Source organism: Cohnella sp. LGH, assembly GCF_017671885.1.
Classification (GTDB): Bacteria; Bacillota; Bacilli; order Paenibacillales; family Paenibacillaceae; genus Cohnella; species Cohnella phaseoli.
Genome location: NZ_CP072117.1, coordinates 1,673,802 through 1,697,469 on the forward strand (window position 1 = coordinate 1,673,802; position 23,668 = coordinate 1,697,469).

At 57.3% G+C, this 23,668-nt stretch carries 16 protein-coding genes; 1 reads left to right on the forward strand and 15 read right to left on the reverse strand.

The annotated features are described in order from the left end of the window. Positions 1-3 precede the first annotated feature (3 nt). The 3 genes from J4772_RS06705 to hemL form a co-directional block, all read right to left on the reverse strand. On the reverse strand, positions 4-2,670 hold the full coding sequence (locus J4772_RS06705; protein WP_209074638.1) for a valine--tRNA ligase: 2,667 nt from the start codon (positions 2,668-2,670) through the stop codon (positions 4-6). A gap of 650 nt (positions 2,671-3,320) precedes the next feature. Continuing rightward, positions 3,321-4,619 carry a LysM peptidoglycan-binding domain-containing protein gene (locus tag J4772_RS06710; protein WP_209074639.1) on the reverse strand — a complete coding sequence of 433 codons (1,299 nt, stop codon included), beginning with the start codon at positions 4,617-4,619 and terminating at the stop codon, positions 3,321-3,323. Between the two features lie 159 nt (positions 4,620-4,778). Next, positions 4,779-6,080 (reverse strand): glutamate-1-semialdehyde 2,1-aminomutase, encoded by a 1,302-nt coding sequence (gene hemL, locus J4772_RS06715; protein ID WP_116059140.1) that lies wholly within the window; start codon positions 6,078-6,080, stop codon positions 4,779-4,781. Positions 6,081-6,187: 107 nt separating this feature from the next. On the opposite strand from hemL, the gene J4772_RS06720 reads away from it, so the two are divergent. Next, complete coding sequence (locus J4772_RS06720) at positions 6,188-6,850, forward strand: Crp/Fnr family transcriptional regulator (RefSeq protein WP_209074640.1); 663 nt, start codon at positions 6,188-6,190, stop codon at positions 6,848-6,850. A 15-nt stretch (positions 6,851-6,865) separates the two neighbouring features. On the opposite strand, the gene hemB is transcribed toward J4772_RS06720, so the two are convergent. The 12 genes from hemB to J4772_RS06780 all read right to left on the reverse strand — a co-directional run bounded on the left by hemB (position 6,866) and on the right by J4772_RS06780 (position 23,663). Further along, complete coding sequence (gene hemB, locus J4772_RS06725) at positions 6,866-7,855, reverse strand: porphobilinogen synthase (protein WP_209074641.1); 990 nt, start codon at positions 7,853-7,855, stop codon at positions 6,866-6,868. Positions 7,856-7,899: 44 nt separating this feature from the next. Then, the gene (gene cobA / locus J4772_RS06730; RefSeq protein ID WP_209077007.1) at positions 7,900-9,435 is read right to left on the reverse strand and encodes a uroporphyrinogen-III C-methyltransferase; all 1,536 of its coding nucleotides are present in this window, start codon (positions 9,433-9,435) and stop codon (positions 7,900-7,902) included. 5 nt (positions 9,436-9,440) lie between these two features. Next, entirely contained in the window at positions 9,441-10,382 is a 942-nt protein-coding gene (hemC, locus tag J4772_RS06735) for a hydroxymethylbilane synthase (protein WP_209074642.1), read from the reverse strand. Beyond that, positions 10,383-11,045, reverse strand: a complete 663-nt coding sequence (locus tag J4772_RS06740) for a precorrin-2 dehydrogenase/sirohydrochlorin ferrochelatase family protein (RefSeq protein WP_209074643.1) — start codon at positions 11,043-11,045, stop codon at positions 10,383-10,385. It lies immediately after the preceding gene. A 38-nt stretch (positions 11,046-11,083) separates the two neighbouring features. Beyond that, positions 11,084-11,905: a cytochrome c biogenesis protein CcsA gene (ccsA, locus tag J4772_RS06745; RefSeq protein WP_116059146.1), complete on the reverse strand. Its 822-nt coding sequence runs from the start codon at positions 11,903-11,905 to the stop codon at positions 11,084-11,086. Between the two features lie 29 nt (positions 11,906-11,934). Beyond that, positions 11,935-13,314 carry a glutamyl-tRNA reductase gene (gene hemA / locus J4772_RS06750; RefSeq protein WP_209077010.1) on the reverse strand — a complete coding sequence of 460 codons (1,380 nt, stop codon included), beginning with the start codon at positions 13,312-13,314 and terminating at the stop codon, positions 11,935-11,937. A gap of 237 nt (positions 13,315-13,551) precedes the next feature. Further along, entirely contained in the window at positions 13,552-13,953 is a 402-nt protein-coding gene (gene speD, locus J4772_RS06755) for an adenosylmethionine decarboxylase (protein ID WP_116059148.1), read from the reverse strand. Between the two features lie 312 nt (positions 13,954-14,265). Continuing rightward, positions 14,266-14,856 (reverse strand): non-ribosomal peptide synthetase module, encoded by a 591-nt coding sequence (locus tag J4772_RS06760; RefSeq protein WP_116059149.1) that lies wholly within the window; start codon positions 14,854-14,856, stop codon positions 14,266-14,268. Between the two features lie 154 nt (positions 14,857-15,010). Beyond that, positions 15,011-15,664, reverse strand: coding sequence for a ribosome biogenesis GTP-binding protein YihA/YsxC (yihA, locus tag J4772_RS06765; protein WP_116059150.1), 654 nt, complete (start codon positions 15,662-15,664; stop codon positions 15,011-15,013). Positions 15,665-15,696: 32 nt separating this feature from the next. Next, positions 15,697-18,114: an endopeptidase La gene (lon, locus tag J4772_RS06770; RefSeq protein ID WP_116059151.1), complete on the reverse strand. Its 2,418-nt coding sequence runs from the start codon at positions 18,112-18,114 to the stop codon at positions 15,697-15,699. Between the two features lie 368 nt (positions 18,115-18,482). Continuing rightward, entirely contained in the window at positions 18,483-20,252 is a 1,770-nt protein-coding gene (lonB, locus tag J4772_RS06775) for an ATP-dependent protease LonB (RefSeq protein WP_116059152.1), read from the reverse strand. A 117-nt stretch (positions 20,253-20,369) separates the two neighbouring features. Beyond that, positions 20,370-23,663, reverse strand: a complete 3,294-nt coding sequence (locus tag J4772_RS06780) for a DEAD/DEAH box helicase (RefSeq protein ID WP_247741040.1) — start codon at positions 23,661-23,663, stop codon at positions 20,370-20,372. Positions 23,664-23,668: the final 5 nt, after the last annotated feature.

Genomic DNA, 23,668 nt, shown 5'->3' on the forward strand with positions numbered 1-23,668 from the left:
CCGTCATCCTTGCAGCTCGGCGATTCTCGCCAGCACCTTGTCGCGCTTGTCGCGGTAATCCTGTCCTTTGGCCCGCTCCTGCTCAACGACATGCGCCGGAGCTTTGGAAATATAGCCTTCGTTGGAGAGCTTCTTCTCGACCCGCTCCACTTCAGCATTTAAACCGTCCAGCTCTTTGTTCAAACGAGCAATTTCCTGGGCAATGTCGATCAATCCGGCGAGCGGCAAGTACAGCTCGGCTCCCGTCACGATCGCCGTCATCGCCTTGTCCGGAGGCGTCAACGCGCGATCGAGCGTATAGGCGGACGTATTGCAGAAGCGTTGAATGTAAATTTCGTTTCGCGAGAAAATCGCTTCTTCCGCCTCTCCCGTCGGTTTCAGCAGCAGCTCGATTTTCTTTCCCGGGGATACATTCACTTCCGCGCGAATGTTGCGAACCGCGCGGATTGCCTCCATCAGCAGCTCCATCTCCTTGACGAAGCCCGAAGCTTCGAAGTCGGCGCGGTATTCCGGCCAAGCCGCCAGCATAATCGTCTCGCCCGGCTCATGAGGCAGATGCTGCCAAATCTCCTCGGACAAATACGGCATGAACGGGTGCAGCAGACGCAGAGTGCGATCCAGCACATAGGCCAGCACCGACTGCGTGCTGCGCTTGGCCGCCGGGTCGTCCCCGTACAGCGTAAGCTTGGAAAATTCGATATACCAATCGCATAGATCGTCCCAAATGAAGTTGTACAGCAAGCGTCCGGTTTCTCCGAACTCGTAGTTCTCCATCAGACGAGTAATGTCGCGGGCGGTTTCGTTAAAGCGGTGCAAAATCCAGCGATCCGCGGTCGACAGCTCGCCGCTCAGATCGATTTGATCATGTGTGAAGCCTTCCAGGTTCATCAGTGCGAAGCGCGAAGCGTTCCAGATCTTGTTGGCGAAGTTGCGCGCCTGCTCGACCTTCTCGAAACGGAAACGCAAATCCTGACCTGGCGTGCTGCCGGTCGAGATCATAAAGCGCATCGCATCCGCGCCGTACTTCTCGATCACCTCGAGCGGATCGACGCCGTTGCCAAGCGATTTGGACATTTTGCGGCCGTCCGCGTCGCGGACAAGGCCGTGAATAAGCACATCCTTAAACGGAATGCGATCGGTAAACTCCAACGCCGTGAAAATCATCCGGGCAACCCAGAAGTAGATGATGTCGTAGCCGGTCACGAGCACAGCGGTCGGATAGTAGCGTTTGAAGTCTTCGCTGTCCTCCGGCCAGCCCAGCGTGGAGAACGGCCACAGCGCCGAGCTGAACCACGTATCCAGCACGTCGTTGTCCTGCTTCCACGGCGAGCCCGGCTGCTCCGCGCCCTCCGGCGCTTCCATGCCGACGTAAATCTCGCCGGTGGTCTCGTGGTACCAGGCCGGAATGCGGTGTCCCCACCAGAGCTGACGGGATATGCACCAGTCGCGCACGTTCTCGATCCAGTGCAGATAAATTTTCTCGAACCTGTCCGGCACGAAGTTAACGCCCGCTCCCGACTTCTGCGAAACGATCGCTTGCTCGGCGAGCGGCTTCATGTTGACGAACCACTGCGTGGATAAATACGGCTCGACGACCGCGCCGGAGCGCTCGCTGTGTCCGACCTGGTGCACATGATCCTCAATGTTGATGCAGACGCCTTGCTCCTGCAAGTCCTTGACGATCGCCTTGCGGCAATCCGCGCGGTCCAGTCCATTGTACGGACCGGCGAACTCGTTCATCTTGCCGCCTTCGTCCATCACCGTAATTTGCGGCAGGTCGTGCCTTGCGCCGACCTCGAAGTCGTTCGGATCGTGCGCAGGCGTAATCTTGACTGCGCCGCTGCCGAACTCCTTGTCGACATATTCGTCGCCGACAATCGGAATCTCGCGGTTAACGATCGGCAGCAGGATCATTTTGCCGATCAGATGCTTGTAGCGCTCGTCCTCCGGATGAACGGCGACAGCCGTATCTCCGAGCATCGTTTCCGGACGCGTTGTCGCGACCGTAATCGATCCGCTGCCGTCGGCAAGCGGATAACGGAGATGATACAGATGTCCGTTTACTTCCTTATGTTCGACCTCAATGTCCGACAAAGCGGTGCGAGCTGCCGGATCCCAGTTAATGATCCGTTTGCCGCGATAGATCAACCCTTTGTCGTACAGGCGCACGAACACCTGGCGCACCGCCTTCGACAGGCCGTCGTCCAGCGTAAACCGCTCGCGGGAATAGTCGAGGCTGAGCCCCATTTTCGACCATTGGTCGCGGATCGTTCCCGCATACAGCTCCTTCCACTCCCACACCTTCTCCAGGAACGCCTCGCGGCCGAGATCGTAGCGGCTCTTGCCCTCTTCGCGCAGCTTCTGCTCCACCTTCGTCTGGGTGGCGATGCCCGCATGATCGGTTCCCGGCAGCCAGAGCGCGTCAAAGCCCTGCATCCGCTTGAAGCGGATCAGAATATCCTGCAGCGTAAAATCGAGCGCATGCCCGATGTGCAGCATTCCCGTTACGTTCGGCGGCGGAATGACGATCGTGTATTTAGGTGCGTCAGGTCGGCGTCCGGCTTGAAAATAGCCGCTCTTCAGCCAATGGTCGTACCATTTGCGCTCGGCGCTTGTCGGGTCGTAGGTCGTCGGCAATTCGACGTTCGGGGTTTTCGTGGATTCGGACATGTGTGGCACTACCTCCATAGAGACATCAATTCGCGGTTTGCGTAGGGCTTGGCGCCTGCTGTACAGTCGCTTAGAGCCGTAAAAAAAACAAAAACCTCCCGTCACAAAGGACGAAAGGTAAACTTCCGTGGTACCACCTTCGTTCCGCACGATCCCCTCAAACGGATTCGTAACGGCACTCGACGCAAAGTAACGGTTGCCACCGTCCCGTTCTATCGCCGGCCCCAGGCCGACTTTCGAAAGCGGGAAACTCCAGGGCGACTCGCAGCAGCTCATTTGCCGCGGAACCTCTCAGCGCTGCCTTGGCAGCGGTCCCGCTCTCTGAAGGATGATCTGACTGCTCTTCCCTATCCTCGTTATTGTAACTTATTTTACCCTCCACCCGTAAGAGAGTCAATACGGCGCTTCGGAGCAATGGCGAAGAGGCTGTCCCAACAGCAAATTGAGTCGTTCTAAATGATTATCGACGGATAAATGTTAAGGGCATCTATCTCCCTCCGATGCTATACGATCCTGAAATTTGGATAGGTAAACCCGTGGCAGGGTTATTTCAGGATCGTATGATGCAGTCTCCGGGTGATAGATGCCCTTATTTATAATCGATAACCTTACGACTCTGCTTGTTGGGACAGCCCCTTCGTGCTCCGGGCTTAGGGAATGTACAGCACCTGTCCTTCCGACAAGTAAGGCTCCTGCAAGCGATTGTACAGCTGCAGCTCGCGCATCTGGAGATTGTAGCGGCTGGCGATCTCCTCAAGCGTCTCCTCGCGCTGGACGATGCACATTCTGACTTTACGGAACGATTGTCCCTCCGAGCCGCCGCTTAGAAACAGCCGCGTCCACTCGATTTCGTCGCCCGATCTCGCATTCTGCGCCGCATTGCTTTCCTGCTCGGACTGCTGCTCCGCCAGCGCTGCCTCCTGACTGCGAAGCTGCGCCTCCCGCTTTGCGCCTTTATCGCCAAGTTGACTGAGCAATCCAACTCCGGAGGCTTGGGAAGACGCCGCAGAATCCAGGGGCTTGCCCCCCAAGGCTACCCGCAAATCCTGCTTCTCTTCCGCCACAGGAAGCTGGGACTCCGCTGCCGGAGGTTCTTCGCCATCGATTTCGGCATCCGCTCCGATTCCCGGACCGGCCTCGGCCAGTTGCTCCGCTGCGGGTCTTCCCGTTGACAGGTCGCCCCACTGCACGCCTCCTTCGCCGCTGTCGGTCAGATCCGCCCCCTCGGCAGATCCCTGCGCTGTCTCAACCTGATCGCTCCTTGCTTCCTCCAATTGCTGGAACATCGAAAGCCAACTGCTTTCCTTGGCCTCCTTGCCCTCTTTGGAGGCATCGTGGGCAAACGCCGCGTCCGTCTCCTGCTGCAAGCCCCATTCATCGACGCGCTCCTGCTCGACCAATTCCCCGCCAAGAAACGCTGCCTCTTCCGCCGCTTCGGTCTCTGCGTCCGCCTTGACATCGCCGTACCCGAACGAAGCCTCCTGCTCAACCGACCTTAACTGAGTGCTTGCGTCCTGAGCGTCTTCCGGCTGCGCTTGATGCACGACCGTAAAGCTGTCGTCCCGCCAAACCGGGCTTTGGACGGATTGCATCTGCAGCCCCCGTAGCGCCAGCACCCCCGTTACGTTAAGGGAGCGGGTCGTCAGCAGATCGACGTCGAAATTATCGATCTCCACTGCCAGCTCTTCCACACTCTGAATGCGGTTAAGCGGAAGGGCGATCTCCACCGGAATCCAGTGCTCAAGCTGGGACAAGCCTGAACCGCCCTGCGACTGGTAAACGCCCGTCAGCAGCAAGTGCCCCCTTAACAGCACTTGATCGTCTTGAGGCAAAGCTTGCATATGAGGTACCAATTCGATTTCTTCCAGCTCTTCGATTGCGGCTACATCATCAGGCAGATGCACGCGCTCGTAAATGTCGAATCGCAGCCCGCTTAATTGATCCGTCACGACGAAGTCCTCCTTTCGGCATTAGCGTTCGGTCGATAAGACCGACACCTGTGCAATTCATTAATTATCTATATGCCGGGGATGGGCGAGCATGACTGAAAATGCAAACAACCTCTGCCAAGACGGGCAGAGGCTGTATGCATATCTTTCAATTCGGCTTTATAGCTCGGATAGCGCGATTCGATGCGCTTCGATTGTCTGATCGATGTCGTGCTCCGTATGCGCTGTGGAAACGAACAAGCCCTCAAACGGCGAAGGAGCGATGTTGACTCCGTTGTCCAGAAGGCTGCGGAATACGTTGCGGAACCGCTGCGTATCCGCCGTCTTCGCGATGTCGTAATTGATGACGTGCTTGTCCGTAAAAAACGGACAGACCATAGACCCGACGCGGTTGATCGTCATTGGAACGCCGAGCTGATCGGCGTTGCGCTGCAGTCCGACTTGCAGACGACCGGACAGCCGCTCCAGAAGCTGGTAAGCCTCCGGCGTCATCAGCTTCAGCGTCGTATAGCCTGCAGCCATCGCCAGCGGGTTGCCCGACAGCGTTCCCGCCTGATAGATCGGACCGACCGGAGCCATATGCTCCATAATCTCCCTCTTGCCGCCGTATGCCCCGACCGGAAGGCCGCCGCCGATCACCTTGCCAAGGCATGTCAGGTCGGGCGTTACGCCGTACAATCCTTGCGCGCAGTTGAGATCCACCCGGAAGCCGGTCATCACCTCGTCGAAAATAAGCAGGCCGCCATACTGGGTCGTCAGTTCCCTCAGACCCGACAGAAAACCCGGCAGCGGCGGAACGACGCCCATATTGCCCGCTACCGGCTCGACGATAACCGCCGCGATCTCTTCTCCGTACCGCTCGAAGGCCAGCTTCGCCGAATCGAGATCGTTATATGGAACGGTCAACGTATGGGAGGCTACGCTCTCGGGCACGCCCGGGCTATCCGGAAGCCCTAGCGTCGCCACTCCGGACCCCGCCTTGATCAGAAGACTGTCCGCATGTCCGTGATAGGAGCCTTCGAATTTCAGAATTTTGCTTCTCTTCGTATAGCCGCGCGCAAGCCGCAAAGCGCTCATCGTCGCTTCCGTACCGGAGTTGACCATACGCACGATTTCCACGGAAGGTACCCGCTCGCAGACGAGCTCCGCCATCAACGTCTCCAATTCGGTCGGCGCGCCGAAGCTTGTCCCTTTCTCCGCAGTGCGCTTGATCGCCTCTACGACTTCCGGATGCGCGTGGCCCGCAATCAACGGCCCCCAGCTCAGCACGTAATCGATATACGTCTGGCCGTCGATATCCGTAATCCGGCTCCCTTCGCCCTTGTCAATCACAAGTGGAGTCAGCCCCACCGATTTGAATGCCCGCACCGGACTGTTCACCCCGCCAGGAATGAAGCGCTTGGCGCGCTCGAACTCCGCCCTGGAGCGGGAATCGACACGAATTCGCTCTTTTTCGCTCATCTTCTTCACGTCCTACTATCAGATTTGGAAAAGGCTGTGTTACACTGAATACGCGCTGTTAACCCTTCTACCGAACGCTATATATGTGGAGCAGGAGAGATGATTCCATGATTGAATGGTTAAAGAAAGTATCGCTCTTCGACAATTTGAACGACGAGCAATTGGAGCACGTTCTGCGCATTTCCCAGAAAAAAACGTTTCCCGCCGGTACGGTTCTATTCCATGAGAAGGAAATGGGGCTTACCTTCTACGTCATTCTCAGCGGCTCTATCAAGCTGTTTACGAGAAGCGCCAACGGCGAGGAGAAGGTGCTGTCGCTCGCGAATACCGGCGAAAGCTTCGGCGAGCTGTCCCTGCTCGACGGCAGACCGCGCTCCGCTTCCGCCCAGACGCTGGAGAAGTCGACCGTACTGGAATTGGCCTCCGAGCAGTTCATGAACCTGCTGCAGGCTCATTTTGATATCACGCGAGGCATTCTGACCGAGCTATGCCGCAGATTGCGCGCGACCAACGAGCATGTCAACGATTTGACGTTCCTCGACGGACGGACGAGAGTGTTGAAAAATTTAATCGCGCTTGCCAACCGCAACGGCCGACGCGACGGCAACCTCATTTCGATTCCTATGGCGCTTAACTACGACGAACTGGCGCAAATGGCCGGCGTAAACAAAACCGTTCTCTCGGAAGTGACCCGCGAATTGGAGTCGCGAGGGGTGCTGCACTTCGAACTGGGCGAATACAGGCTTAACCTCGACAAGCTCCGCAGCTGAGCCGCCCCCTCCGTTCTACTCCTCCCGCAACCAGCGCGCGGCGTCCTTGGCATGATACGTAATAATCAGATCCGCCCCCGCGCGCTTCATGCCGGTCAACGTCTCCAGCACGATCGCCTTCTCGTCGATCCATCCCTGCAACGCTGCAGCCTTGATCATCGAATATTCCGCGCTAACGTTGTAGGCCACAATCGGCAGAGCATATCTGTCCCTCAGCATACGAATGATGTCCAAATAAGCCAGCGCGGGCTTGACCATCAGGAAATCCGCGCCCTCGTCGACGTCGCTTTGCGCTTCGCGCAGCGCCTCGCGGGAGTTCGCCGGATCCATCTGATACGTTCTACGGTCTCCGAATTGCGGCGCGGAATGAGCGGCTTCGCGGAATGGCCCATAATACGCCGATGAATATTTTACCGAATAGGACATTATCGGAACGTTCTTGTATCCGGCTTCGTCGAGCGCGTTGCGTATCGCCCAGACAAAACCGTCCATCATGTTCGACGGAGCAATGATATCCGCTCCCGCGCGCGCCTGAGATACCGCCGTCCGAGCGAGCAGCACCAGCGATTCGTCGTTGTCGATCTCCGCGCCGCATTCCGTCGTATGCACGACGCCGCAATGCCCGTGATCGGTATACTGACAAAGACAGTTATCCGCAATAACGACGAGCTCCGGATAGAGTGCCTTCATTTTGCGAATCGCCCGCTGCGTAATGCCGTTATCGTCGTAAGCGGACGTGCCCAACGCGTCCTTGCGATCCGGCACTCCGAATACCATAACGGACTGTACGCCGGCTTCCGCAATCTCCGCCAGCTCCCGTTCCATCGTATCGAGCGACCAATGATAAACGCCCGGCATTGAGGAGATTTCCTCCTGCACGACTTCTCCTTCCGTGATGAAGATCGGCATAATAAAATCGGTCGCGTCCAGCCTCGTCTCTCTAACAAGACTTCTCAGCCCGGCCGAGCTTCTCAATCTGCGGTTACGAACAACCGGAAAGGCCATATTCCCTCATCCTCGCTTTCATAATGCGAATTCATCGCCTGGTCTTATTCCCGCTTCCCAACAAGCGCCTGAACCAAACCTTCTATCGTATACTCGTCCGGCACGATCGTCGGCGTCAGCCCGTGCTGCTCCGCCGTTCTGGCCGTTACCGGCCCGATGCAGGCGATCTCGCACCGGGAAAGCGCCGCTTGCGGGTCCTCGACGCCCAGGCGGCGAAGCGACTCAAGCAGATTAAGCACCGTAGACGAGCTCGTAAACGTTACAATATGGATTTCTCCGTTTTGCAGCATCTCCGGCAGCCAAATATCCGCCGGAACGGACAGCGCCGTCTCGTAAACATCGATCTCGACCGTACGAACACCCTTCTTCTTAAGCTCCCGAGGCAAAATCTCTCTTGCCAGATTCCCTCGCGCCAACAGCGCCGTCTGCCCTTCCGCAACTTGATCCGCCAGACTGTCCAACAAGCTCTCGGCGCGATAGCTCTCGGGCAGCAGATCGGCGCGGATGCCTCGCTGCGCCAGCGCCTCGGCCGTCTTAGGGCCGACAGCGGCGAACTTGGCCCGGTGAAAGCGACGGATGTCGACGCCGAACCGCTCCAGCCAGCGAAAGAAATAGTCGACGCCGTTAACGCTTGTCAGCATCACCCAGTCGTATTCCTCCGCGCGGATAAGCGCGCGTTCGATCGCGCTTTCGGCTTCGTCCCCCTCCGGCAGCCGCGTTTCAATCACGGGAAATTCGTACGGCTCCCCGCCTAACTCGTCGATTCTGGCCGCCAACTCGCTCGCCTGAGAACGAGCGCGCGTAACGAGAACGCGCCGTCCAAACAAAGGCTTGCTTTCCACCCAACCCAACGTCTCGCGCTGCTTGACCACGTCTCCGACGACGATGACGGCGGGCGGCTGCAGGTTGGCCTCCTTCACCTTCTCTTCGATATCGCCCAGCGTACCGGCAACCGTGCGCTGCTCCGCTCTCGTCCCCCATCGGACAAGGGCCACCGGAGTCTCGGGCGTCCGGCCGTGTTTGATCAACTGTTCGCTAATATATCCGATCTTGGCAACTCCCATCAGAAACACAAGCGTTCCCGTCGCGTTCGTCACCTTGTCCCAATAGATCGAATGGTCGAGCTTTTCCGGACTTTCATGACCCGTAATGACGGAAAAGGAGGAAGCCAGATCGCGATGGGTAACGGGAATGCCCGCATATGCCGGAACCGCGATCGCCGAAGTGATGCCCGGAATAATCTCGTAAGTAATGCCGTTGCGCTTAAGCAACTCAGCCTCTTCTCCGACGCGCCCGAATACGGTAGGATCCCCGCCCTTTAGCCGAATGACCGTTTTGCCCTGCAGAGCCAAATCGACCAGCAGCTGATTGATCGCCTCCTGCTTCATCGTATGGCGATCCGGAAGCTTGCCGACATAAATTCTCTCCGCTTCGGCGCGCGCATAATTAAGCAGATGAGGGCCCGCCAGACGGTCGTATACGACGACATCGGCGCGTTTCAACGCCTCCTGACCGCGAACCGTGATCAATTTCGGATCTCCGGGACCGGCCCCGACCAGGTACACTTTGCCTTTTTCCACCGCCACTATTCCCTCGCTTCCGCGAGCAAGCTGCCCGCACCACGGCTCAGCAGCGCTTCCGCCGCATCCGTGCCGACCTGTAGCGGATCGCCGCCCGCAGCGGATTCCCGAAGCAGCTTGCTGCCGTCCGGGGAGGCGACAAGACCCTCAAGCACGAGGGCGCCATCCGCATTGCCCGTCGTCTCCAGACGAGCGTATGCGCCGATCGGTACCTGGCACCCCCCGTTAAGCAGCCCGAGCAAACGGCGCTCGGCCTCGACGGCGCGGGCGGTCGCCGTATCGTTCAGACGGCTCAGCACATCCAGCAGCTCGCTATCGTCGCTGCGGCATTCGATGGCCAGCGCCCCTTGACCGACTGCGGGAAGGCAGACGTCTGGAGACAAATACTCGGTAATCCGATCCTTCCAGCCCATCCGATGCAGCCCTGCGGCCGCCAGCAAAATCGCGTCGAAGCCCTCTTCCTCCAGTTTGCGAAGCCGAGTATCGATATTGCCCCGAATCGACTCGATGCGGAAGTCCGGGCGGGATGCTTGCAGTTGCGCAGAACGGCGCAAGCTGCTCGTGCCGATTCTCGCCCCCTGCGGGAGCTCCGCAAGCAGCTTGCCGCCTCTGCTTACGATGCAGTCTCGCGGATCCTCGCGCTCGGGAACCGCACCGATAACAAGACCCTCCGGCAGCTCGAACGGCATATCTTTCATGCTGTGAATCGCCATGTCGATCTGCCCGTTCAGCAGCGCTTCTTCGATTTCTTTGACGAACAGCCCTTTGCCGCCTACCTTCGACAAGGTGACGTCAAGAATCCGGTCGCCTCGCGTGACGATCGGTTTTACTTCGAATGTATAAGGCAGATTATTTCTCTCGCATATTTCTTTCAGCAATTGAATCGTTTGATTCGTCTGAGTCAGCGCCAGAGCGCTCTGTCTTGATCCGACAATAATGTTGCGCATTTAAGTATCCGTCCCTTCCGTTCGTTTCGCGAGCTGCCGCAGCTGCGCGATCAGCTCGTCCTTATCGCGCAGCCGGCCCGCCGTTCGCCACTGCGCAAGCGCTTCGTCCGTAACAGCCGCGCCGAGTAAAACCCGCCGTTCGGCAGGATCGGCGACGTTCGCCTTGACGATGCCGCGAATCGTTCTTAAAGCTTCGACGTTCTCATTGTAGATGTGCCCGTACCTTTCGGCAAGTTCGCCGATAATGCGCAACGGCAGCGCGGGTCCGGCTGCCGAGGCGCTCGCCGTCAGAATAAGATCGCCTCTGCGCAGTACGGCGGGTACGATAAAATCTCCGCTTTCTCCATCATCCGCTATATTCGCGGGTATTCCCCGCTCGGCCGCCGCCTCGGCCAGTCGGCGATTCAGCTCGGGACGATCGGTGGCGGCAAATAGGAGTTCGGCCCCGTCCATATCGTGAGGCTCCGCTTCCTTCTCATGCCAGCTAAGGCGCCCGTTGTTCGCCCACTCCAGCAGCTCCGGCGTTACTCGCGGGCTGACAATGTGAACGTCGGCGGCTGCGTCCAACAGTCCGCAAGCTTTGCGCTGAGCGACCGCCCCGCCTCCGAACACGACGCACTTGCGCCCGTCCAGCTTAAGCAGCAGCGGATACCACCCCGTCATCGGCATCTTCCCCTTTCCCGATATCGTTCTCGTTGGATTTATACAACTTGATGGAAGGAAGATGCCGAACCGATGAAAAATCCGATGACAAGCAGCGCATAACCCAGCAAATTCCAGATCGCCAGCTTCATTCCGTCGTCCTTGGAGCTCATTTTGCGCAGCAGATAGAAAATGTAGACCAACCCGGCCAAAAACGAGAGGATCACTCTGCCGTCCAACAGCTTGCCCGGATCATGGTCCAGAATAAGCGCCGCCGTACCCGTTGACAACGAGAGCAGCAACAGCAGCACCCCGATTGCTCCGATCCGGAACGCATAGCTGTCTATCGATTCCAGACTCGGCATCTTGCGCATGACGTGCGTCCATTTCTTCGTTTTCAGCTTGCGATGCAGAAACAGATACATCGCTCCGAGCAGCGCCGCGATCGTCAGCAGCGCAAAGGAGAGCGTGATCAGGCTGACGTGCATGATCAGCAGCTTCCTCGCCACTTCCCAAGGCTCCAGAGCGGCGGTGTGCTTCGGCCGCTGGATCAGATTAAGCGCAAATACGGCAAAACCGACAACGTTCACAAGCAGCACGAGCAGCTCCGCGCGAATGAGCCGGTTTAGAATAAAGGAAACTGACACAAGCATCCAAGATACGAAAAACAGGTAGTCTTTCGTCGTAAGCAGCGGAACGGAAAATCTTTCGATCAGGAAGCTTAGCAAAAAACCGCCTTGAAGAATCCATACAAAAACAAGCAGCCCTGTTCCCGTCTTCTTCGCCCTCGGGTTGCCGGATGCGGCATCGGAGACGAAAAAAAGCAGACTCAGGGCGTAAATATAGAGCACCGCGTCGGTTAACCAATCCTGCGTAATCATGAGGGCAGCGCCTCCAGCCTCCGCTTGCGTTATTGCAGCGCTCCCGCCAGCTTTGTCAACAGTCTATCGACATCCAGAACGGGGGCTGAATTCGTCTTGCGGGATTTCTCTTCCGCCTTCTCTTCCGCTTTCAGCCGGGACACTTCCTCATCAAGCGCGAACAGCTGCATAAACAGCTCCAGCGCTTCGTCGCTGCGCTTCTCGGCGGCCAGCTCCTTAATGCGTAATATCGGATCGTGAATAATTTGATTGACAATGCTCTTCGTGAGCTTGCGAATTACCTTCATCTGCCGCTCGTCCAAATCCGGAAGCTTGCGCACCAAGCTATCCATCGTGCTGTCGTGGATAGCGGCGGCCTTCTCCTGCAGCGCTCTAATCACCGGGCTGACGCCGAGCGTCGCGTACCACTGGCGATAAGCCTCGCACTCCAGCTCGATCATCTCTTCAATGATCGCGGCCTCCTGACGTCTCTTCGCCAGGTTCGTCTCCACGATCCCTTCGAGATCGTCGATATCGTACAGGAACACGTTAGGCAAATCTCCGCACGCCGGCTCGATGTCTCTTGGCACCGCAATATCGATCAGGAACAGCGGCTTCTTCTTGCGGGAAGCCATCGCCGCTTCCACGTGCTTGCGAGCGAGGACGAACTGATCGGCGCCCGTGCTGCTGATAACGATATCCATGTCGGCAAGCCGGTTCAGCGCCTCGTCCAGCGCTAGCGCCGCGCCTTGGAATTTGCCCGCCAGCTCGCGGGCCTTCTCCACGGTGCGGTTGACGACGAACACTTCCTTCGCACCGTTGGCATGCAGATGCTGAGCGGTCAATTCGCTCATTTTTCCCGCTCCGACGATCATAACCCTCTTATCGTCAAATCGCCCGAATATTCGCTTGCCCAGCTCCACCGCCGCATAGCTGACGGACACCGCGTTCTCCCCGATCGAGGTGTTGGAATGGGCCCGCTTCGCGAGCGTAATTGCCTGCTTAAACAAACGATTGAACAGCGTCCCGGTCGCATTCCGCTCCTGTGCAAGCAGAAATGCGTCGCGTACCTGACCCAAAATTTGCGTTTCGCCAATAATCATCGAATCGAGACCGCAGGAGACGCGGAATAGATGCTCCACCGCGCGGTCGTCCTCGTACATATACAGATGGCTGTTAAATTGCTGACGCGGAATGCCGAACCACTGCTCCATAAACGAACGAATATAATGTCCGCATAGCTGCAGCCGATCTACAATCGCATAGATTTCCGTCCGGTTGCAGGTCGCCACAATTACTCCTTCGAGAATGCTGGTCGTCTGCCGTAGCGCCTGCAGAGCAAGCGGCATCTCCCGTTCGGACAAAGCAAACCTCTCGCGGATTTCCACGGGAGCGGTTCGATAATTCAATCCGACGACGATCAGATGCATGGCTATATTCACCCGGCTTTCTTCTAGAAGTTGTTCACTTTCACTTTATGATGAAGTGTGGACTGGCCTGTGTATCAACGACTATTATAGCACAGTTGCACGAACGCTTTTCCGTCAAATATGAAAACTTTATGAAACCGTGTCGGATAGGCGGCTTTTCCTCTATTGTCGTCGAAACGGCCTTATCGTATGCGAAAAAAAGAAAAAGCCACGAGCGTCAGCCCATGGCTTGCATGATTATTTTACAAGTTCGACCTGTTTGACTTCCGGTTCCTCGACTTGCAGTTCGCCAAGTCCGCGAATCAATTTCTTCGCATAGGTTTTCTCCGGCTTCAGAACGTCGATGAGATAGTCGATTGCCAGCTGTGGATCCACGGTCTCGCCGCATGTATAACAGTCGATCGCGGCAAAGCCTCTTTCAGGATACGTGTGAATGGAAATGTGACTCTCCGAGAGCATCACCAGAACCGTTGCGCCTTGTGGCTCGAATTGCTTGGCTTGAACCGAGAGTACGGTCGCGCCGCATGCTTCTGCCGCTTCCACCATGTGCGATTGGAGAAGTTCCGCACTGTTCAGTAGATCGATGTTGCCTCCCCATGTGTCAACCGCAACGTGCCGTCCGAAAGTCGAGTATTCCATCTTCCGGTTCCCCCTTCCTAGGAATAAAATTGTAAAACTGATTTCATCCGCTAGGACCTACGTCATTCACTTGGAGGGAAATTGCTCTCATCGCATTCCTTGAGTGAATCCTGGTTCCTAATGTATTGAGTTGTCAACGAATCTAAAAATAACATCTATCTTAGGTAAATGCAATAGTTTTTTTTGGCAGCGGACACGCACGTTTCGGATAACGCCCGGCGGCGTTCGCACAGCTGCGACAGGACCGGCTAGCGTAAAAAAGAGAGCCTCTCGGCTCTCTTTTTCGGATGCTTGCGCGCGCAACCCGAAACGTCAGGCTTCTAGCGCGAACAGCATACGGCTATGCGATGTCAGGCTGTCGTCAATCTCGCGAATCAGCTCGGAATCTTTGGTCTGATTCCGCATGTCCAGCAGATCGTTGACCGAGCCGCGCAGACGCGTAATCTCCTCTTCGACGGAGAGCAGGTTAAACAGCGATTCCAGTTGGCCGGCCGTGTCTCGGTGCTCGAACACGGTGCGCAAGGTCATTCCCTTATGCTCTGCAATGCGAGCGACTTTGCCTTCAATATAATGATAAATCATCGTAAAACCTTGATAAATCCGATTGACGACCGCGTCTCCCTTAAAGGTCGCCACGAGCTTGCGCAGTGCGTTGGTCAGCTTCGGATGAACGACCCGGCACGTTAATGAGCAGCGGAACTGTCCATCCACGCGTTCGAAGGTGAGGCGGATCGATTCTCCGACGCTCTCGTCCTCCAATACGACTTCCTGATTGCCGTTATCCAATACGAATACTTGCAAACGAAGCTGTTGAAGCTCGCAGATCGAAAGCAATTGCAGCATTTCGGCTTCCGTCAGCTGCAGGTTGGCATTGACATACTCCGTGGCTACGCGTTGAGCCATAAAATCTCCTCAATTCCCCTGTCTTGCGATTGTGTTGCGCTAACTTAACTGTTTTTATTATACGCGAAATCGCAAGCCTTTTCCTGCCATCGGAAACCGATAATTACGGAAAAATCGGTTAAAAATCGATTTCTCCCGCGATCCAGACGATTTATTACCCGTTATCCTCTGTTTCCTGCGCGATGTTAGGGGGTTCTGAGGGGGATTTAAGCGGCAATCCTGCCGCTTGCGCGATCAGACTCCATAATTCGTCTCTTCCTTGTCCCGTTTCCGATGAGAAAAGAACGAGCGGAACATGTCCGGGCATCCCCAGCGTTTGGCGGATCACCTTCAGATGCTTCGGCCATTGCGAGCGCGAGACTTTATCCGCCTTCGTCGCCACGACGATCATCGGAATACCGTAGTGGGACAACCATTCGTACATTCTCACGTCGTCCGCGGACGGCGGATGGCGCACGTCGACAAGCTGGAGCACGAGCTTCAACGGCTCGCGCTCCCGCAAATAACGTTCGATCATTTTGCCCCATGCTTCGCGCTCCGACTTGGATACGCGCGCATAGCCGTAACCGGGAAAATCGACGAAGAAAAGCTCGCCCAGCTCTGCATGGATCATGTAATAGTTCAGCGTCTGCGTCTTTCCCGGCTGCTGACTCGTGCGAGCCAGATTGCGGCGCAGCAGCATTTTATTGATCAGCGAAGATTTACCTACGTTGGAACGTCCGGCCAACGCCACCTCCGGAAGATCGCCTTCCGGATATTGGCTTGGGCCTACGGCGCTGATCACAAATTCGGTCGATTTGATTTTCATTGCAACAAAGCTCTCCTATCTTGTCGGTCCTCTCAGTGTGCGCTTAACGGGGGCAGCTCCTCCGGCTTGTCGTCCAGCGGCGGCTGCAGTCCCCCTTCGGCTCCCGCAGCGCCGACGGCCTCCAGCGGTTCGACAAACGCCTCGCGCAGCACTTCGTCCATGTGGGAGACCGGCACGAACGTCATGTTCTCCCTCACGCTGTCGGGAATGTCGCGCAAGTCCCGCTCGTTGTCCTTGGGCAGCAGCACCTTCGTAATGCCGGCGCGATGGGCGGCCAGCGACTTCTCCTTCAGGCCCCCGATCGGCAGCACGCGCCCGCGCAGCGTAATCTCTCCGGTCATCGCCACCTCGCGAGACACCTTGCGTCCGGTTAATGCCGAGACAAGCGCGGTTGCAAGCGTAATGCCGGCGGAAGGACCGTCCTTCGGAATGGCTCCTTCCGGAATATGAATGTGGATATCGTTCTTCTCGTGGAATTGCGGGTCGATGCCGAATTCCTTCGCACGGCTGCGCGTGTAGCTGAACGCCGCCTGAGCCGATTCCTTCATCACGTCCCCCAGCTGTCCGGTAAGCGTCAGCTTGCCCGTGCCGGGTAGAATCGTCACCTCGATAACGAGCGTATCGCCGCCGACCTCGGTCCATGCGAGCCCTGTCACCGCGCCGATCTGATCCTCCTGCTCCGCCATGCCGTGTCTGAACTTCGGCGGGCCGAGCAGCTCCTTCAGCTTTGCCTCGTCGATCACGATCGGCGCAGCTGCAGGATCGTAGACGATCGCCTTGGCTGCTTTGCGGCAGAGGGAAGCGAGCTGCTGCTCCATATTCCGCACGCCCGACTCGCGGGTATAATGGCGAATCAGCGACAGCAGAGCCTCTTTCTCCACGACCAGTTGACCCTCTTCAAGGCCGTGATCCTGCTTCTGCTTCGGCAGCAGGTGCCGCTCGGCGATCTGCTCCTTCTCCAGCTCCGTATAGCCGGGAACCTGCAACAGCTCCATGCGGTCAAGCAGCGGACGCGGAATGTTATGCACGACGTTGGCCGTCGTCACGAACATGACGTTCGACAGATCGAACGGATGCTCGACGTAATGGTCGCTGAACGTCGAATTCTGCTCCGGATCAAGCACCTCCAGCAGCGCAGATGCCGGATCGCCGCGAAAATCCATCGCCATCTTGTCGATCTCGTCCAGCAGAAATACCGGATTGGACGTGCCGGCATTGCGAATTCCCTGGAGAATCCGTCCCGGCATCGCGCCGACGTAAGTGCGGCGATGACCGCGGATTTCCGCTTCATCGCGCACGCCGCCCAGAGAAATGCGAACGAATTCGCGACCGAGCGATTTGGCGATCGACTTCGCCAGCGACGTTTTGCCGACGCCCGGAGGCCCGACGAGGCACAGAATCGGCCCCTTCAGCTTCTTGACGAGCTTCTGCACCGCCAAATATTCCAGCACGCGCTCCTTCGGCTTATCGAGACCGTAATGCTCGGCGTCCAAAATCCGCTCGGCGTTCGCGATGTCCAGATCGTCCTCCGTCATCTTTGCCCACGGCAGCGCAAGCAGCCATTCCACGTAGGTGCGGATGACGCCCCCTTCCGCGGAGGCCGCCGGCATTTTCTCCAGACGATCGATTTCCTTAGCGACCTTGGCTGCGACCTTCTCGGGAAGCTCCGCCTCCGCCAGCTGCGCTCTTAGCTCCTCGATTTCGCCGGTTCGGCCTTCCTTGTCGCCCAGCTCCTTCTGAATCGCCTTCATCTGCTCGCGAAGGTAGTACTCCTTCTGCGTCTTCTCCATCTGTTTCTTAACGCGCTGGCTGATCTTGCGTTCGAGCTCAAGCACCTCGCGTTCGTTGCCGAGAAAATCAAGCAGCTTCTCCAGACGGGGGCGCACCTCGACGGTTTCGAGAATCTCCTGCTTATCTTTGATCTTAAGCGACAAGTGGCTTGTGATGACGTCGGCCAGGCGACCAGGCTGGTTAATGTCGGACACGGCGGCTAGCGTCTCCGGCGTCACTTTCTTGGACAGGTTGATATAGTGTTCGAACTGGCTGAGCACGGCGCGCATAAGCGCGTCCAGCTCCGAATCGTTGGTCTCGGACTCATGCAGTTCATGAGCCAGTACCTCGTAAAACTCCTCGTTCGGCAAGTATTGCTCGATCTCCGCGCGGCTTACGCCTTCCACAAGCACGCGGATCGTTCCGTTCGGCAGCTTCAGCATCTGACGCACTTTGGCAATAGTTCCGACCCGGTAGATGTCTTCCTGCGTCGGCTCCTCAATGTTGACCTCCGACTGGGAACACAGCAAAATCATATGGTCGTCGACCATGCATTGCTCCAGCGCCTTGACGGACTTCTCCCGCCCGACGTCCAAGTGGAGCACCATGCTCGGATATACGAGTAGCCCTCTTAAGGGCAGCAGTGGGATGGAACGGCTCTTCTGTTTGCTCGAACCCATAATTGACGCACCTCGCTGTCAGGAACGATTTCAAAACCTTTCGTCATTGTATCAAATGTCGCCGCTCGCCGCAAAAAACAAGATGCTCTAAGCAAATCAGCCGCTATTTAAGCGCAATAAGAAAATCCGGGAGCGAACGCCTCGATCGAAGCGATCCACTCCCGGATTTCATTGCCAAGCTTGCGAAGATTGCCTTCCCGTATGACTACTGAAAAACCGTATCCGGAGTTAAGGTCACGAAAGATTCCGGCGACTCCGAGAGCAAGGGCTTCGTCGCAGCGCTTTGCTCTCGGATTTTTTTATGGGGGTCGCCCCACTGAGCGACTGTCCGACTTCCCGGCTATACGACCGCTCGTCCCACTATCGCGTTAACGTTCAATCGAGCGCGTCGTACCTTCGGCAGGCTGGGCGCGGGCGTCCGAAGGCAGCTTTCCGGCGTGCAGCACCGACCCTGACGGAGCTGCCGCGAACGTATCGGCCGCCATAGGCAGCTCGACCGGATGCTGCTTCTCCTCCGTCCACGCCGACGCGTCGCCGAACACATGCCGGAATACGTCCTCCATCCGATCTACCGGAATGACTTTGACCCCTTCGAGCCCCTCGAAGATCGCCTGCCAGTTTTCCTTCGGTATGAGAACCGTATCGGCCCCCGACTGGAATGCGGCCTCGACTTTGGCGACGACGCCGCCGACAGGCTTCACCGAGCCGTGAATGCTGACCTCTCCGGTCATCGCCAGCTTATTGTCGACCGGCTGCCCGGTCATAGCGGAGGCGATTGCTACCGCCATCGCCACGCCGGCCGAAGGACCGTCTACAGGCGTGCCGCCGGGAAAGTTGACGTGCAGGTCATAGTTTTCCGGCTGGAAGCCGTGGCTGCGCAGCACCGTCAACACGTTGTCGAGCGAGCCCTTGGCCATACTCTTGCGGCGAAGCGTCCGCTGTCCGCCGCCAAGCTCCTCCTCCTCCACGACGCCGGTAATATTGAATTGTCCTTTGCCCCGCAGCGCAGGAATGGCGGATACTTCGATCTCCAGCAGCGCCCCCATGCTCGGGCCGTAGACGGCCAAGCCATTGACAAGGCCGACTTGCGGCTTGGCCGGCACTTTGCGATCCGGACGCGGGGGAAGCTGACTGCTGTTGACGACCCATTCAATGTCCGCTCCGGTCAGCTGTTCGCGGTTTTCGGACAGGGCGAGCCCGGCGGCAAGCTGGACGACGTTGACCGCTTCCCTTCCGTTCGTCGCATATCTCTTCACCACCTCAAGCGCTTCGGGTAGCGGAGCGAAGCCGATCTTCTGAATGGCGTTCTCGGCAATCTCGCCGATCTCGTCCGGCAGCAGCGGGCGGAAATAGACTTCCATGCAGCGGCTGCGCAGCGCCGGCGGCAGCTCGCTCGGCGACCTCGTCGTCGCGCCTACAAGCCGGAAGTCCGCAGGCAAGCCGTTCTGAAAAATATCATGAATATACAGCGGAATATTCGTATCCTCCGCATGGTAATAGGCGCTCTCCAAGTAGACTTTGCGATCCTCCAGCACCTTGAGCAGTTTGTTCAACTGAATCGGATGCAGCTCCCCAATCTCGTCGATGAACAAAATGCCGCCGTGCGCTTTCGTCACCGCGCCCGGCTTCGGCTGCGGTATGCCCGCCACGCCCATTGCCCCCGCTCCTTGATAGATCGGATCGTGAACCGAGCCGATCAGCGGATCGGCGATGCCTCGCTCGTCGAAGCGAGCCGTCGTCGCATCGATTTCGGTAAACTTCGCGTCCAGCCGGAACGGCGACAGCTTATTCTTCTTCGCTTCCTCCAGAATAACGCGGGCGGCTGCCGTCTTGCCGACCCCCGGCGGGCCGTAGACGAGCACATGCTGCGGGTTGCCGCTGCATAGCGCCGCTTTAAGCGCCCGCAGCCCCTCCTTCTGGCCGACGATGTCGGCTATCGATACCGGCCGCGTTCTCTCAGCCAGCGGCTTGGTCAAGGAGATCGAGCGCAGCTTGCGCAGCTTGTCCATCTCCTTGCGCGATTCTCGGTCCACCGCGCTGCGGTTGCTCTTCTGATTGCGCAGCAGGTTCCAAAAATAAATGCCGATCACAACGGCAAAAAAAACTTGAATCAGCATCAAAATCATGCTTAAGTTCATCTGCTTTCATCCTCCCCGATCCTGCATCCGGGCGTTCACTCCGTTAACCGGCCATAAAGAAAAAAACCGACGCCCAGGCTATACTTGGTAGTATTGCCCGAATGTCGGCACCTATAGTCATATAATCTCCAGCAGTTCGCGGATATCGTCCTCCGTCAGTGCGGACAAAGACGTCTCGCCCGGCTGAACGATCTCTTCGATCAGATCTTTCTTGCGCTGCTGAAGCTGCAGTATTTTTTCCTCTATCGTCCCTTGAGCGACCAGCTTGAACACTTGGACAACCTTTTTCTGTCCGATGCGATGCGCCCGATCCGCCGCCTGCTGCTCCACGGCCGGATTCCACCACAGATCGAACAAAACGACCGTATCCGCCCCGGTCAAGTTCAGTCCCGTGCCTCCGGCCTTCAGCGAGATGAGAAACATATCCCGTTCCCCGCCGTTAAACGCATCGCACATTTCCAAGCGCCGAGCGGCCGGCGTAGAGCCGTCCAAATAAAAGTAAGGTACGTCCCTTCCGTCCAGCTCTTGCCGGATGATGTCGAGCATCGATGTAAATTGCGAGAATACGAGCATCCGCTTGCCGGCCGAACGACATTCCTCGACGAGCTCAAGCAGTTGCTCCAGCTTGCCGGAGCTGCCTTCGTAGCCTTCCAGAAACAGTGAAGGGTGGCAGCAAAGCTGTCGCAGCCGGGTCAGCCCGGCCAATATTTTCATCCGATTGCGCTGGAAGCCGCCGTTCTCGGACAAATCCCGCACCACTTCGGTCTGCAGCTTCTCCAGATAAGCCAGGTAGAGCCGTTTCTGGTCGCCGGACAGCTCCGACGGCTGCACGCTTTCGATTTTGTCGGGCAGTTCCTTCAGCACATCGCTCTTGAGCCTGCGAAGAATGAACGGCCGCGCCATTCTGGCGACCTTGTCTCGCGATAGCTCGTTAAACGATTTGCGGCTGCCGAACAGGCCCGGGAATATCGCTTCGAAGATCGACCACAGCTCGTCGAGCGAATTTTCGATCGGCGTACCCGTAAGCGCAAACCGCTGTCCGGCTTGAAGACGCCTGACCGCATGGGCGGTCAGGGAAGCGTAGTTTTTGATGGCTTGCGCTTCGTCCAGGAACAACGCCCGAAACGTCCGCTTCTCGTACCAGTCGATATCGCGACGCAGCAGCGGATACGAGGTGATCCAAACATCCGTTTCCCGAGAGCCTTCATCGTCCATCAGTCCGCCCCGCTCCTGGGGATCGCCGGCCGCGACGATCGTCCTGAGCTCGGGCGCGAACCGTTTGATTTCCCGCTCCCAGTTGTAGATCAGCGATGCCGGACAGACGATCAGCACCGGCGACGGCGCCCCGCCTTCTTCCGTAGGAACAGCCGCTTCGGAGACGATATAAGCGATGCTCTGTATCGTCTTGCCCAGCCCCATATCATCGGCAAGAATGCCTCCCAGACGGTAATGGGACAGCGTCTTCAGCCAGTGGAAGCCGAATTTCTGGTAGTCGCGCAAAGTCGGCTCAAGCTCGGACGGAATCTTGAAATCCAGATTGTCGGGATGACGAAGATTGTCCCACAGCTGCCGCAGCGACTTGCCGACTTGAACTCCGCGGGAGGCGCCGCTGAAGCGGTCCATCAGCTGGAAGCCGCGAACGGCCGGCATGCGCATCCGCGTCCCGTTCATCTCCGACCGGTGGAAGTCGAGATCCTCGAACAGCCTGCTAATATCGCGAAAGCTGGGCTGCTCGAGAGATAGAAACCGTCCGTCGGGCAGTCGGTAATATTTCCTTTTCTCCTGAAGGTTCCGCATCAAGCTGCGAACGTCCTCTTCCTCCAGTCCCTCCATATCGAAGGAGACTTCGAGCCAGTTCGTTCCCACGTCGACGTCCAGCCGGGCGCGGGGCTCGTACTCGACTTCGCGCATAACCGCACGAACCGCATCGGTCGCATAGACGTCCACGTCGTCTCCAAGCTGCGGAAGAATGTCGTACAGAAAATCGTACATGTCGTCCTCTTGATCCAAGTAGACGTCCTTGCCGTTAAACTTGAAGGCGGCTCGTTCGATCAACGCCATAATACGATGCTCCCGGTCGAGATCGCGCATGAGCAGAACGTCCTCCCGAGCGTTCTTGATCGCCTTCTGCGGAAGCGGACTAATGACGATATCGTCGTACACGTATTCCAACCGCGCCAGCAGCCGGTCCTCCTCCAACTCCAAATAAAGGCGGGCGTTAAGAGGTGGACTGACGATCCGATCGGCGATATGAGGAGAGATGTCTACCCGAATCATCGTCTTTAGCTCGCGCACGACTCGATCGATAAACGGTTCGATCTGCTCCGGAGAGATGAACAGCCTGGTGCCCGACTCGTAGCGAAAAAGCTCTTGCAATTCCGCCAGTCGTCCAAGCCGCTCGGAATCGGCTCGAAACAGAAGCCCTCCCGAGACGGCAACGCCGTACTCATCCAGCAGCACGATGTCGTTCAAGCCTTCGAACACAAGCTGATAACCGCTTCCGGCTTTATCCAGACGCGCCGCAACGGGAAGCTCCCCGTCGACCAGCTCCATGCGGTGAACGCCGAGCTTATCCTCGAAGCTAACGTTCGTATGCACCAAATGAGGCAGCATTCTCTCCCATACGGCAGGTGGAACGGCCAATATTCTTTCCTCCCGGTAAGAGTAGGAGGACAAGGAATGTAGCAGATCCTTGTAGGTTTCTTCGGCATGCATCGCTTCCTTCAGCAGTCCTATCAACGCCTCGTCATGCTCGTTAAACGAATGCTCCGAAGGATCGTACGAGAAGTGCTTGGCGAACGCCATCTGCGTGCCGCTCTCGATATGCTTCAGAAACTCTTTGATTTTCTGAACGACGTACATGCGGGACAGCCCGATTTTCATCGAAACGGCCATCATTGTGCGGCCGCCGAAGCTTCTCACCAGCTTAAATCCGAATTCCGTCGCCAGCGTTCGCTTATCCCAAGTCTCGTCTTCCAGCGTCTGCATGGAAGCTTCCGTACGACGGCTTAAAGCCCGATCGAACAAAAAGATAACCTGCTTCGTCAGATGGACGTCCTTCCCGGACATCTCTTCCTCCTCCGCAGGCAATCTCTCCCCCTCACCCAGCTTCAACAATACGGCGACGATATGCTTGCAGTAGGAGAGGGGAGCATAAGCCTCGCACCCGCATGACGCCCTCAGCTCCCCGTCCCTGCCGATTTCTACTTCAACTTCGTATTTCTCGTTGTTTGCTCCCTTTACGACGGCCTTGTAGCTTGCTTCGCTGTCCGACTCCATCCTGACGGCCAATACTTGACCCGAACGAAAATAAGCTTCGCCGCGCAAATACGTCGCATCGTCGCTCATTTCCCGGATCTTTTGCTTATCGAAGACGAATTCGTTCACGCCCTTTGAACCGATAAACGACAAGCCCG